The 12,806-nt window shown below is 67.1% G+C and carries 13 protein-coding genes and 1 tRNA gene; 10 read left to right on the forward strand and 4 right to left on the reverse strand.

Going from position 1 to position 12,806, the window contains the following annotated elements:
- The 3 genes from ABSF49_RS15220 to ABSF49_RS15230 form a co-directional block, all read left to right on the forward strand.
- Nucleotides 1-337, forward strand: a 337-nt coding sequence (locus ABSF49_RS15220; protein ID WP_424113502.1) for an aminotransferase class I/II-fold pyridoxal phosphate-dependent enzyme, incomplete at its 5' end; no start/stop codon positions are given.
- A 12-nt stretch (nt 338-349) separates the two neighbouring features.
- A complete protein-coding gene (tdh, locus tag ABSF49_RS15225) occupies nt 350-1,393 on the forward strand; it encodes an L-threonine 3-dehydrogenase (protein WP_424113503.1) in 1,044 nt (347 codons plus the stop codon).
- A gap of 171 nt (nt 1,394-1,564) precedes the next feature.
- On the forward strand, nt 1,565-2,041 hold the full coding sequence (locus ABSF49_RS15230) for a GNAT family N-acetyltransferase (protein ID WP_424113504.1): 477 nt from the start codon (nt 1,565-1,567) through the stop codon (nt 2,039-2,041).
- 50 nt (nt 2,042-2,091) lie between these two features.
- Here ABSF49_RS15230 and ABSF49_RS15235 read toward each other — a convergent pair whose 3' ends face one another.
- The 3 genes from ABSF49_RS15235 to ABSF49_RS15245 form a co-directional block, all read right to left on the reverse strand.
- Nucleotides 2,092-3,408, reverse strand: a complete 1,317-nt coding sequence (locus ABSF49_RS15235) for a L,D-transpeptidase family protein (protein ID WP_424113505.1) — start codon at nt 3,406-3,408, stop codon at nt 2,092-2,094.
- Nucleotides 3,409-3,541: 133 nt separating this feature from the next.
- A complete protein-coding gene (locus ABSF49_RS15240; RefSeq protein ID WP_424113506.1) occupies nt 3,542-4,495 on the reverse strand; it encodes an acetyl-CoA carboxylase carboxyltransferase subunit alpha in 954 nt (317 codons plus the stop codon).
- A gap of 109 nt (nt 4,496-4,604) precedes the next feature.
- Nucleotides 4,605-4,681: transfer RNA gene (locus tag ABSF49_RS15245), tRNA-Arg, on the reverse strand.
- 173 nt (nt 4,682-4,854) lie between these two features.
- On the opposite strand from ABSF49_RS15245, the gene ABSF49_RS15250 reads away from it, so the two are divergent.
- From ABSF49_RS15250 to ABSF49_RS15270, 5 genes are all read left to right on the forward strand, one after another.
- Complete coding sequence (locus tag ABSF49_RS15250; RefSeq protein ID WP_424113507.1) at nt 4,855-6,645, forward strand: IlvD/Edd family dehydratase; 1,791 nt, start codon at nt 4,855-4,857, stop codon at nt 6,643-6,645.
- Between the two features lie 52 nt (nt 6,646-6,697).
- Entirely contained in the window at nt 6,698-7,420 is a 723-nt protein-coding gene (locus ABSF49_RS15255; protein WP_424113508.1) for a GNAT family N-acetyltransferase, read from the forward strand.
- 174 nt (nt 7,421-7,594) lie between these two features.
- Nucleotides 7,595-8,515, forward strand: coding sequence for an outer membrane protein (locus tag ABSF49_RS15260; RefSeq protein ID WP_424113509.1), 921 nt, complete (start codon nt 7,595-7,597; stop codon nt 8,513-8,515).
- Nucleotides 8,516-8,705: 190 nt separating this feature from the next.
- A complete protein-coding gene (locus ABSF49_RS15265; RefSeq protein ID WP_424113510.1) occupies nt 8,706-9,680 on the forward strand; it encodes a DMT family transporter in 975 nt (324 codons plus the stop codon).
- Nucleotides 9,680-10,351 carry a dienelactone hydrolase family protein gene (locus ABSF49_RS15270; protein ID WP_424113511.1) on the forward strand — a complete coding sequence of 224 codons (672 nt, stop codon included), beginning with the start codon at nt 9,680-9,682 and terminating at the stop codon, nt 10,349-10,351. The genes ABSF49_RS15265 and ABSF49_RS15270 overlap by 1 nt, the downstream gene beginning before the upstream one ends.
- Before the next feature lie 15 nt (nt 10,352-10,366).
- Here ABSF49_RS15270 and purC read toward each other — a convergent pair whose 3' ends face one another.
- Nucleotides 10,367-11,161: a phosphoribosylaminoimidazolesuccinocarboxamide synthase gene (gene purC / locus ABSF49_RS15275; RefSeq protein ID WP_424113512.1), complete on the reverse strand. Its 795-nt coding sequence runs from the start codon at nt 11,159-11,161 to the stop codon at nt 10,367-10,369.
- A gap of 370 nt (nt 11,162-11,531) precedes the next feature.
- On the opposite strand from purC, the gene ABSF49_RS15280 reads away from it, so the two are divergent.
- Nucleotides 11,532-11,936, forward strand: a complete 405-nt coding sequence (locus ABSF49_RS15280) for a DUF485 domain-containing protein (protein WP_424113513.1) — start codon at nt 11,532-11,534, stop codon at nt 11,934-11,936.
- Nucleotides 11,936-12,806: sodium:solute symporter family transporter (locus tag ABSF49_RS15285; RefSeq protein WP_424113514.1), on the forward strand; the 871-nt coding region annotated here is incomplete at its 3' end. The genes ABSF49_RS15280 and ABSF49_RS15285, both read left to right, overlap by 1 nt.

The following is a 12,806-nucleotide window of genomic DNA, read 5'->3' on the forward strand; positions in this document are numbered from 1 at the left end:
GAAGGCGCTGGAGATCGCGATTCACGCCGACGACCTGCGCGCGCGCCTCGCCGCGCACGCGGAGCGATTTCGCAACGGACTGGAGAGGATCGGCTTTACCGTGCTGAAAGGCGAGACCCCTATCATCCCGGTAATGCTGGGCGACGCGCGCAAGGCGCAGGAGATGGCGGCGGCGCTGGACGAGCGCGGCGTCTATGTCGCCGGCTTCTTCTTTCCGGTCGTGCCGAAGGGCCGCGCACGGATACGAACGCAGATGTCGGCGGCGCTGACGGAGGCCGACGTCGACTTCGCGGTCGGGGCTTTCGCCGAGGCGGGCCGTGAACTGGGCATCGTTTGAGGAGCGGATTCGATGAGGGCGCTAGTAAAAGCGAAGGCGGAGCCGGGGCTCTGGCTCGAAGAGCGGCCGGTCCCGACCGTGGGCCCGTTCGACGCGCTGGTGAAGGTTCACAAGACCGGCATCTGCGGCACCGACATCCATATCTACAATTGGGACGAGTGGGCGCAGCGGACCGTGCCGGTGCCGATGGTGGTCGGCCATGAATATTCCGGCGTCATCGCCGACCTCGGCGCCAACGTAAAGGGCCTGACGATCGGCCAACGCGTCTCCGGCGAAGGCCATGTCACCGGCACGCACAGCCGCGCCGCGCGCGGCGGCCGCTTTCACATGGATCCGGAAACCCGGGGCATCGGCGTCAACATTCCCGGCGCGTTCGCCGAATATCTGGCGCTGCCGGCCTTCAACATCGTGCCGCTGCCCGACGACGTCGACGACGAACTCGGCGCGATCCTCGATCCGCTCGGCAACGCCGTCCACACCGCGCTGTCGTTCGATCTCGTCGGCGAGGACGTGCTGGTCACCGGCGCCGGGCCGATCGGCATCATGGCGGCGGCGGTGGCGCGCCACGTCGGCGCCCGCCATGTCGTCATCACCGACATCAATCCGCGCCGCCTCGCGCTCGCCGCCGAAGTCGCCGACGTCACGCCTGTCGACGTGTCGCGCCAGGACCTGCGCGCGGTCATGGGCGCGCTCAAGATGGCGGAGGGCTTCGACGTCGGCCTCGAAATGAGCGGCGCGCCGGCCGCCTTCGATCAGCTGTTCGATTCGGTCGTCACCGGCGGCCGCATCGCGCTGCTCGGCCTGCCGTCCAAACCGACCCTGGTCGACTGGAACAAGGTCATCTTCAAGCAGCTTGCCATCAAGGGGATCTATGGACGCGAGATGTTCGAGACCTGGCACAAGATGATCGCGATGCTGCAAAGCGGCCTCGACGTGCGCAAGGTCATCACCCATCGCCTGCCCGCCGCAGACTTCCTATCCGGCTTCGAGACGATGCGGCGCGGCGAGTGCGGCAAGATCGTGCTCAATTGGTCGAACGTCGGCGCCGCGGGCTAGCGCATGATGCGTTCAAGTCGAATCATCCCAATCGTCATCGCGAGCAAAGCGAAGCGATCCAGACTTGGGGACCGCGGCTGCGGCTTAGCCTGGATCGCTTCGCTGTCGCTCGCGATGACGGTCGGAACCGCATCGAGCTAAAGACAACTTGCTCTGGGAGGCAGGGGACTCGTGGCGGCGGTTCGGATTCGATCGCTGACGATCGGCGACGCCGCGGCGGCGGCGAGCCTCATCCGCGAAGCTTTCGCCGCGCAGAGCCACGCGACCGATCCGCCCTCCGGGGCGCTCGGCGAGACGACCGCGAGCGTCGCCGCCAAGCTGGCCGAGGGCGGCGGCGCCGGCGCGGAGATCGACGGCGCTTTGGTCGGCGTCGCGCTGTGGGCGGAGAAGGACGGCGCGCTCCATATCGGCCGCGTCTCGACGTTGCCGACCTGGCGCGGGCGGGGAATCGCGCGCGCTCTGCTGGCGGCGGGCGAAGCGGAAGCGCGCCGGCGCGGCCTTAAGCGGATGACGTTGCGCGTGCGGCTTGCGCTCGGCGAAAACCAGCGCCTGTTCGCCGGCTTCGGCTTCGCGCCAGCCGGGCAGGGCGCCCATCCCGGCTACCCAGAGCCGACGTTCCTGGTGATGGAGAAGCGGCTCGATGAATAGTGGCGCGGCCTTCCGCGGCCGCGGGCGCGGAGGCCCGCGCCACTGGCTTCTCAGTCCGCGTTTGTCCTCAGGAGGGCGGCGGAGGCCTGCGGCCCGCGCGCGTCGAGCGCGGCGTTGCGTTTGGGCGGCAGCGGCGCGTCGGTCGGGATCGGCTGCGCCGGCTCGAACACCTTGACCTGCGGCGGCTGCGCGTCGCTTCCGCCGAGGCCGAAGAACGATTTGACCCCGCCGCCGCTGAGGAAGCCGAACGGCGACGCGCCGGTCGCGTTGGCGGCGGTCTGGGCGGGAGCGGCGGCGGGCGGCGCGCTGGCCGCAACTGGCGTCGCGGCGGGCGCGGGCGCCTCGGCGGCGGTCGCAACTTTCACCACCGGAGGCAGCGGCTTGCCGGAATTGTCGAGCGTGATCACCGTCGGAGCGGCGGCGAGCGCCTCGGGCGCGCTCGGGTCGAGGTCCTGCCGGCCGGCGAAGGCGGCGTTCTGGCCGCCGTCCTGGTAGACGATCCTGACCGGCTTGACCCCCTGGGCGACCAGCGACGCCACTGCCGCGTCGTCGCCCGCTTCCTTGTCGGCGACCGCCGCTTCGACCTGATCGTCGCGCTGCAGGTTGGCCGGGCAGGGGGCGCTGGCGTCGATGTCGTGGTCGGCATGCGCGCCGAAGACGTAGTGCTTGCCGCACACGAGCACGTCCGGCTCGGTCTTGGTCACCTCGAAATGATCGGCGCCGCTCTTGATCTCCTTCCAGAACGCGATGTTGGGGTCGAGCCGGTGCTTGGCGAGGTTCTCGGCGGTCATCCGGAACGGGAACGACTGCATCTGGATCGTGCTTTGACCGCCGTTGAAGGCTTCGCGGGCGATTGCGTAGATCTCGGCGATCTGCGCGTCGGTCATCGAATAACATCCGGCCGACGAGCAGACGCCATGCACCATGATGTCGCCGCCGGTGCGCCCGTAGGCGCGGTCATAGGCGTTGGGATAGCCGACGTTGAACGACAGGTAATAGTGCGAGTTCGGATTCATCTGGCCGGGGGCGATGGTGTAGAAGCCCTCCGGGACCTGGTGATCGCCCTCGCGCACTTTCGGCCCGAGCTGGCCCGACCAGCGGCACATCGGATAGGTCTTGAGCAGCGCGTATTGGCCGTCGCTGTTCGCCTTCCAGATTTCGAACTCGGCTTCCTGCTTGTAGGTGCGGATCAGCATCGGCGCCGACGGGGTCGTGCCGATCTTGTCCATCAGCGCCACGGTCTCGTTGGGAATCGGACGTTGCGACCGCCCGGAATCCGCTTCGAGCGCGTCCTCGCATCCCGCTGCGAGCGCGCCTGCCGCCACGGCGAGGCCGATCGCGAACAACCGCGTCCGCCAATCGTACAATTGATCATTCCTCTCAGGCTGTTACGGCTTAGCCGACCAGAGGCCGAAAGTCCATCGGCGCGATTAGGCCCGCGTAACCTTGCCAAGCCCTTAACCGTCGCGGCGCGGCGGCGCCGGCGCGCGGAGCGGGCGTTTAGAGCTTGCGGCCCATGGCGAGAAACTTCTGCGCCCGCGCGTCGCGCAAGGCTTCGCGCGACATGTTGCTGAGCTGATCGAGGGCGGCGGCGACGGCGCGCCCCGTCGCCTCGACCGCCGCCTGCGGATCGCGATGGGCGCCGCCGATGGGCTCCGGCACGATCGCGTCGATGATGCCGAACTTCAGCAGGTCCTGGGCGGTGATCTTCATGCTGGTCGCCGCGTCCTGGGCGCGCGAGGAATCGCGCCACAGGATCGAGGCGGCCGCTTCGGGCGAGGCGACGGTGTAGATCGCGTGCTCGAGCATGAGCACCTTGTTGCAGGCGGCGATCGCCAGCGCGCCGCCCGAGCCGCCTTCACCGACCACCACCGCGACGTTCGGCGTCCCCAGAGAGAGGCTGACGTCGGTCGCGCGCGCAATCGCTTCGGCCTGGCCGCGCTCCTCGGCGTCGACGCCCGGCCAGGCGCCGGCGGTGTCGACCAGCGATACGACCGGCAAGTCGAATCGGTCGGCGAGCTCCATCAGCCGCGCCGCCTTGCGGTAGCCTTCGGGCCGCGCCATGCCGAAATTGTGCTTGAGGCGGCTCGCCGTGTCGTCGCCTTTTTCGTGGCCGATCAGGCAGATCGGCTGGCCGCGGAAACGTCCGAGGCCGCCGACGATCGCCGCATCCTCGGCGAACTTGCGGTCGCCGGCGAGCGGCGTGAAATCGTCGATCAATCCCTTGACGTAATCGTTGAAATGGGGCCGGCCCTGAACGCGCGCGACCTGCGTCTTCTGCCACGGGGTCAGCGCGGCGTAGAGCTCGGCAAGAGTCTTGGTCGCTTTCGCTTCGAGTCGGGCGATCTCCTCGTCGATCGCCGGAGAGTCGCCCTTGGCGGTCAGGGCGCGCAGCTCGTCGAGACGCGCGTCGATGTCGGCGACCGGTGTTTCGAAGCTCAAGTAGGTGCGCATAAGACCTTGCACAGGCGCCCCTTGATCGAGGCGCGCGAAACTGGCGACAAGCGCCCGCGAAGTCAAGGTCGCGGCGCGGCACGCAAAAGCGGCCGCACAGGCGGAGTTTTGGCGCGCCCGGAGAGGCTTGAACTCCCAACCCTCGGTTTCGAAGACCGATACTCTATCCAGTTGAGCTACGGGCGCGAACGCCGGCCGCCATAGCACGGGCGGGGTGCGGCTTGAAGCCTCGGGGCGATCGATTGATTTTACCATACGATTGGACGCATAGTGTGCGCAGGGGTCTGTCAGCGGCCCGTGGAGGCGTGAGGATCGGCGCGATGACCGACAAGGACGGTCCTTCTGGAGGGCGCCAGGCAGTGAGCACCGAAAAACGCCGGCTGCGCTCGACGCTTTGGTTCGACAACCCCGACAATCCGGGCATGACCGCGCTCTATATCGAGCGCTACCTCAATTTCGGCCTGACGCCCGGGGAGTTGCGTTCCGGCAAGCCGATCATCGGCATCGCCCAGACCGGCTCCGACCTGGTGCCCTGCAACCGCCACCATCTCGATCTGGCCAAGCGGGTCCGCGACGGCATCATCGCGGCGGGCGGCATTCCCTTCGAATTCCCGGTTCATCCGCTCCAGGAGACGGGCAAGCGTCCGACCGCGGCGCTCGACCGCAACCTCGCCTATCTCGGTCTGGTCGAGATCTTGATGGGCTATTTCATCGACGGCGTCGTGCTCACCGTCGGCTGCGACAAGACGGTCCCCGCCTGCATCATGGCTGCGGCGACGGTCAACATTCCCGCCATCGTGCTTTCCGGCGGACCGATGAACAACGGTTGGCTGCACGGCGAGCGCACCGGCTCGGGCACGATCGTTTGGCAAGCTCGCGCCGAACTCGCCGAAGGCAAGATCGGCTATGAGCAGTTCATGGAGATCGTGACCTCCTCGGCGCCGTCGATCGGCCATTGCAACACCATGGGCACCGCCTCGACGATGAACGCGCTCGCCGAGGCGCTCGGCATGAGCCTGCCCGGCTGCGCCGCCATCCCCGCGCCGCATCGCGAGCGCGGGCAGATCGCTTACGAGACGGGTCGGCGCATCGTCGAGATGGTGTGGGAGGATTTGAAGCCCTCGGACATCCTCACCCGCGACGCTTTCGAAAACGCCATCGTCGTCAACAGCGCGATCGGCGGCTCCACCAACGCGCCGATCCACGTCAACGCCATCGCCCGCCATATCGGCGTCAAGCTCACCATCGACGACTGGGAGACAATCGGCCACCGTGTGCCGCTGCTGGTCAACATGCAGCCGGCCGGCAAGTATCTCGGCGAGGAATTCCACCGCGCCGGCGGCGTGCCCGCGGTCGTCAACGAGCTGATGAAGGCGAAGCTCGTCCACGAGGACGCTCTGACGGTCAACGGCAAGACCATCGCCGAAAATTGCCGGAACTGGAAATCGGACGACGCGGACGTCATTTTCCCGATCGACGCGCCGCTGAAGGCGGACGCCGGCTTCATCGTCCTGCGCGGCAATCTGTTCGATGACGCCATCATGAAGACGAGCGTGATCGGCGATGAGTTTCGCCGCCGCTATCTCTCCAACCCGAGCGATCCCGACGCCTTCGAGGGACGCGCGATCGTGTTCGACGGGCCGGAGGACTATCACCACCGCATCGACGATCCGAAGCTCGAGATCGACGAGCGCTGCATTCTGTTCATTCGCGGCGCGGGGCCGATCGGCTATCCCGGCGGCGCGGAAGTGGTGAACATGCAGCCGCCGGGCGCGCTCATCAAGCAAGGCGTCAGCGCGCTTCCCTGCATTGGCGACGGCCGGCAGTCCGGCACCTCGGGCTCGCCGTCGATCCTCAACGCCTCGCCCGAGGCGGCGGCGGGCGGCGGGCTGGCGCTGCTGCGCACCGGCGACCGCGTCCGCATCGACCTCAACAAACGCAGCGCCAACATCCTCATTTCCGACGAGGAGCTGGCGACGCGCCGCGACGCGCTGGAGAAGCACGGCTACGCCTATCCCAAGAGCCAGACGCCGTGGCAGCAGATCCAGCGCGAAATGGTCGCCCAATTCGACGAGGGCATGGTGCTGAAGCCGGCGATCGGCTACCAGCGACTCGCCCAGACGGCGGGAACGCCGCGCGACAGTCACTGAAGTCGAGACGGCGAACGCGCCAGCCGCCAAGCCGCAAGATCGGGGGCTGCGGATGAATAGATTTGGCTTGGGCGTATTCGCCGACCAGCCGATCGGCCCGCCGGTCGACCTGCGTCCGGCCAAACAGCCGGAGCGGACGACCTTGGCGGGACGGCATGTGAGGCTGGTTCCGCTCGACGCCGATGGGCACGCCGACGCGTTGTTTCCGCTCGCCAACGGCGGCGAGCGGGACCGCGTCTGGACCTATCTCGCCGACGGCCCTTACGCCGATCGGCAAGCGTTCAAGGCGAGCATCGCCGCCAAGGCCAAGTCGGAAGATCCGCTGTTCTTCGCCGTGATCGACAACGTCAGCGGCGGGCCGGTTGGCTACCAGACGCTGATGCGGATCGACGCGGCCAATCGCGTCGTCGAGATCGGCAACGTGCTCTACACGCCGACGATGCAGCGCACGATCGGCGCGACCGAAGCGCAATATCTGTTCGCCGCCTACGTGTTCGATACACTCGGCTATCGCCGCTACGAATGGAAGTGCAACGACCTCAACGGGCCGTCGAAGCGCGCGGCGCAACGCCTCGGCTTCGCCTTCGAAGGCGTGTTTCGCCAGCACGTGATCGTCAAGGGGCGCAATCGCGACACCGCGTGGTTCTCGATGCTCGATTCGGAATGGCCGCTGCGGCGGGCGGCGTTCGAGCGCTGGCTGTCGCCCGACAACTTCGATGCGTCGGGCCGCCAGCGCGTTTCTCTCGCGAGCCTGAACAGCGCGCTCGGCGCCTAGACGATCGCTGAGGCGACGCTTCTCTCGCGCCATCGCCACTACGGAAGGCGGGCGCGTTACTATTCATTAGGGTGAATTGTTAGGGTTAAGTCTACATTAAGGTCTGCGTGAGATTTTCCCCTGCGATGGACAGCGCGGAGCCGCTTGGCGCGCGTCGAAGCAAGGGGATTCGTTATGGCCAAGTACAGGGCCCTTATCATTGCGGGTGGCGCGTTGTTCGCCCTCGCCCGCGCCGCCGGCGCCGCGGACTTGCTGCCGCCGCCGCCCGCTCTCGAGCCGCCGCCGCCGCCGCCGATGGAGTTCAACGGCTGGTACCTGCGCGGCGACGTGGGGCTCGGCATCAATGCGGTGACGCCGCAGCTCGCCGTGTCGCCCGATCCGTTGGCGGCCGGCATCGCCGGCGGGACTCTCGACGCCGCGGCGACCAACACTTTCTACAACCCGACAATCTCCGACTCGGGCATATTCGACGTCGGCTTCGGCTATCAGTTCAACAGCTGGCTCCGCGCTGACGTCACCGAGGAATACCGCGGCGGCGCGAGCTTCCAGACGCTCGAAGTGCTCAACGAGCCGAATATTGTCGGCACAAACACCAGCACGCAGCAATACGCCGACTTCTATCGCGCCAATCTCGGCTCGTGGGTGACGATGTTCAACGGCTACGTCGACCTCGGCACCTGGTCGGGAATCACGCCCTATGTCGGCGCGGGCGCCGGCTTCGCCTACAACAAGCTGTTCGGCTTCACCGACACCGGCTACGCCTACAGCAACAGCGTACAATCCCCGACCGGCGGCTATTCCGACGACGGCGGCAAGTGGAACTTCGCCTGGGGCCTGATGGCCGGCCTGAGCTTCGACGTCACCCAGAACCTCAAGCTCGATCTCGGCTACCGCTACCTTGACTACGGCAAGTTCACCTCCGGCTCGTCGCACTGCTTGACGCTCGGCCCGCCGCCCGGCTTCTCCTGCGGCGCCGGCAGCTACACCGTCTATTCCAAGAACGACCTCGCCTCCAACGACGTGCGCATCGGCCTGCGCTGGATGATCGGCGAGGCCCCGCCGCCGCCGCCGGCTCCGCTGGTGCGCAAGTACTGATTCACGCGCTTTCGAGCGATCCGAAGTTCGCGGCGCCGGCCTGTCCGGCGCCGCTTTCGTTTTGCCGATCGGCGAGCGCCGTGGCGCGTTGCCTTCGCCGGCGCGTCGCCTTAAAGGCGGATGAGCCCTTGGAACGCAGAGGCGGCCCGCCGCCCTTCGCCCGACGCGGCGAAGCGGGAGGCCTCGACCGATGCGAGACATTGCCGGTTCCGGATGGGCGGGACCGTGGCGCGCGACCTGGAACAGCCCGATCCTGCTGCTGACGGCGACGGCGCTGATCTGGGCCGGACACGCGGTCGTCAGCCGCCTCGCCGTCGGCGAGATCGCGCCGATGACGCTGACGTTCGGACGCTGGGCGGTCGCGCTCGGCCCGATCCTGTTCGCCGCGCGCAAGACGCTGCGCGCCGACTTTGCGACGCTGCGCGGCCACTGGCTCTACGTCAGCGCGATGGGGGCGCTCGGTTTCACCGCGTTCAACGCCTTGTTCTACGCCGCGGCGAGCCTGACCGGGGCGATCAACCTGTCGATCATTCAGGGCGCGATTCCCGCCTTCGTGCTGTTGGCGGCGCGCTTCGGCTTCGGCGACACGGTGACCGCGCTGCAGGCGCTCGGCGCCTTCGCCGCCCTGGCCGGCGTGACGGCGATCGCCGCGCAAGGCGATTGGTCGCGCCTCGCCGGGCTCGCCTTCAACCTCGGCGATCTCATGGTGCTGATCGCCTGTCTGCTTTACGCCGGCTACACGCTGGGCTTACGCGAGCGGCCGCGCGTCTCGCCGCTCGGGCTGCTCGCCGGCATGGCGCTCGCCGCATTCGCCAGCTCGCTGCCGCTGTTCGTCGGCGAGGTCGCGGCGGGCGACTTCATCCGGCCGACCGGCGCGGGTCTGCTGCTGCTGCTCTATGCCGCGCTCGGCCCCGCCTTCGCCGCGCAGCTCTTCTACATGCGCGGCGTCGAGCTGATCGGGCCGGGACGCGCCGGCGCCTTCGTCAATCTCGTTCCCGTTTTTGGCGCGCTGATGGCGGTCGTCTTGCTTGGCGAGCCGTTCGCCGCCTACCATGTCGTCGCTTTGGCTCTGGTCGTCGGCGGCGTCGCGATTGCGCAACGGGCGCCGCGCCAGCGCCTCGCCGGCGCGGGCCGGCGCGATCTCAGTACAGGAAAGGCCGACTGATGGGCGAGTGGATCAAGCTGAAAGCGAGCGACGGGTTCGAACTCAGCGCCTGGCGCGCCGAGCCGAAAGGCGCGCCGCGGGGCGGATTGGTCGTCGTGCAGGAGATCTTCGGCGTCAACGCCCATATCCGCTCGGTCGCCGACGGTTTCGCCGCCGACGGCTATCTGGCGATCGCGCCGGCGATTTTCGATCGCGGCGAACGCGGCTTCGACGTCGGCTACGAGCCTGAGGCGATGGCGCGCGGCTTCGCGCTGGCGCAGAAGATCGATCGCGAGACGATGCTGCTCGACGTCGCCGCCGCGGTCGAAGCCGCCAAGGCGGGCGGCAAGGTCGGCGTGGTCGGCTATTGTCTCGGCGGCACGCTCGCCTGGCTCACCGCCGCCAAAGTTGGCGGACTGGCGGCGGCGGTCGGCTATTACGGCGGCGGCGTGCCGGCGCTCGGCGAACTGAAGCCGCGCGCTCCGGTCATGCTGCATTTCGGCGAGCTGGACGCGCACATCCCGATCGACGGCGTGCGCGGTTTCGCCGCCGCCCATCCCGACACGCCGGTCTTCACCTATCCGACCGGCGGCCACGCCTTCAATCGCTACGGCAACGCCGCCTACGACGCGCCGAGCGCGACGCTGGCGCGCCAGCGGACGATGGCGTTCTTCGCCTCGAAGCTCGGCTGACGGAAGCGCCGCGCCTTACTTGACCAGGCGCGGTCCCGACGCGAGCGAGCTTTCGCCTTCCTGAACGACGCCGAGACGGCGCGCCACTTCCGTATAGGCCTCGATCATGCCGCCGAGGTCCTTGCGGAAGCGGTCCTTGTCCATCTTGTCGTTGGTCTTGGTGTCCCATAGCCGGCACGAATCGGGGCTGATCTCGTCGGCGACGACGATGCGCATGTTGTCGCCTTCCCACAGCCGGCCGCACTCGATCTTGAAATCGACCAGGCGGATGCCGACGCCGAGGAACAGGCCGGTGAGGAAGTCGTTGACGCGGATGGCGAGCGCCATGATGTCGTCGATTTCCTGCGGGCTCGCCCAGCCGAAAGCGGTGATGTGCTCCTCCGACACCATCGGGTCGTTGAGGGCGTCGTTCTTGTAATAGAACTCGATGATCGAGCGCGGCAGCTGCGAGCCTTCCTCGATGCCGAGCCGCGTCGCCAGCGAACCGGCGGCGACATTGCGCACCACGACTTCGAGCGGGATGATCTCGACTTCGCGGATCAACTGCTCACGCATGTTGATTCGGCGCATGAAATGCGTCGGGACGCCGATGTCGTTCAGCCGCTGGAAAATGTACTCGGAGATACGGTTGTTCAGAACGCCTTTGCCTTCAATCACTTCGTGCTTCTTGGCGTTGAACGCGGTCGCGTCGTCCTTGAAGTGCTGGATCAGGGTCCCCGGTTCCGGTCCCTCGTAAAGGACTTTGGCCTTGCCTTCATAAATTCGTCGGCGGCGGTTCATGCGATGCAACCGTGGCTGGAGAAAATCCATCGAGTCGGCCTTTTCTGGTGCTGTCTCGCCTGAAGCGCGACCACGCCTGGCGTTGATATGGGGCCCCGGGCCGTATCAGCCAAGTGTGATACCCCCCATCCCGACCGGGGGCTAGCCCCGATTCGAACTTAGCCGATCGCCGCCTCTCCCACAAACGCGCCGGGACCGGACCTGCTGCGGGCCGAAGCGCCTGTGATTCTAGACGAAGGTCTTAGGGTGCGCGGGTCGACGGCGCAGCCAAACACCAGCATTATAGCGAGTTAATGAATGGGGGGAGGGACGCCGAATCGGGCGGAGGCGCCCGCAATCGAATCACACGCGAAACGAACCGCCCAAGCGCCGAACGAAGGCGCGGCGAAGGGGGTTGCGTGTGTCGCAAGAAGGCGCGCGACACAAGCGCGCGAGCCGTCATCGCAGCGGCGCCGGCCGCGCGAATGAGCCATTCGGGGAGGACGATTCAATGGATGAGCAAACCGTAAAGCGGATCCAAAGCGATCCGAATTACATAAAACTCGTAGCAGAGCGAAAGTCGTTCGGCTGGACTTTGGCGATCATCACCTTGGTGATCTACTACGGTTACATCGCGCTGGTGGCTTTTGCGCCCGGCGTCATCGCGGCCCCCGTGTGGGGCGCCATCACCGTCGGAATCATTGTCGGCGCCGCGATCATCGTCGCTTCGATCGTGCTGACGGGCATTTATGTCAGCCGGGCCAACAGCCATTACGACGAACTGACCAAGGCGATCGTCAACGCCGCCGCGATGGGAGGAAAGTGATGACCCGACTGATCAAGTCGAGCCTGCTCGCCGCCGCGCTCACGCTGGCCGGCGGCGCGGCCTACGCCGCCGACGCTCCCGCGGCCGCGACGGTCGATTGGAACGCTGTCGGCATTTTCGCCGTCTTCGTCCTGTTGACGCTCGGCATCACCTACTGGGCGGCGAAGCGCACCCGAACGGCGAAGGACTTCTACGCCGCCGGCGGCGGCATCACCGGCTTCCAGAATGGCCTGGCGATCGCCGGCGACTATATGTCGGCGGCCTCGTTCCTCGGCATTTCGGCGCTGGTGTTCAGCTCCGGCTACTACGGCCTGATCTACTCGATCGGCTTCCTCGTCGGCTGGCCGATCATCATGTTCCTGATGGCCGAGCCGCTGCGCAATCTCGGCCGCTACACCTTCGCCGACGTCGCCTCCTATCGTCTGCAGGCGACGCCGATCCGCGCCATGGCGGCGACGGGAACGCTGGTCACGGTCGCCTTCTACCTGATTGCGCAGATGGTCGGCGCCGGCCAGCTCATCGAGCTGCTGTTCGGTCTGCCCTATCTCGTCGCCGTCATCTTGGTCGGCGTGCTGATGATCATCTATGTCACCTTCGGCGGCATGATCGCCACCACCTGGGTGCAGATCATCAAGGCGGCGCTGCTGCTGATCGGCGCAACCATCATGGCGCTGCTCGTGCTCAACGCCTTTGGGTTTAACTTCAACGCCCTGCTCGTCAAGGCGATCGAGGTCCATCCGCAACACGACAAGATCATGCTGCCCGGCGCCGCGGTCGCCAACCCGATCTCGGCGATCTCGCTCGGCATGGCGCTGATGTTCGGCACCGCCGGTCTGCCGCACATCCTCATGCGCTTCTTCACCGTCGGCA

Source organism: Roseiarcus sp. (assembly GCF_049514155.1).
Taxonomy (GTDB): Bacteria; Pseudomonadota; Alphaproteobacteria; order Rhizobiales; family Beijerinckiaceae; genus Roseiarcus.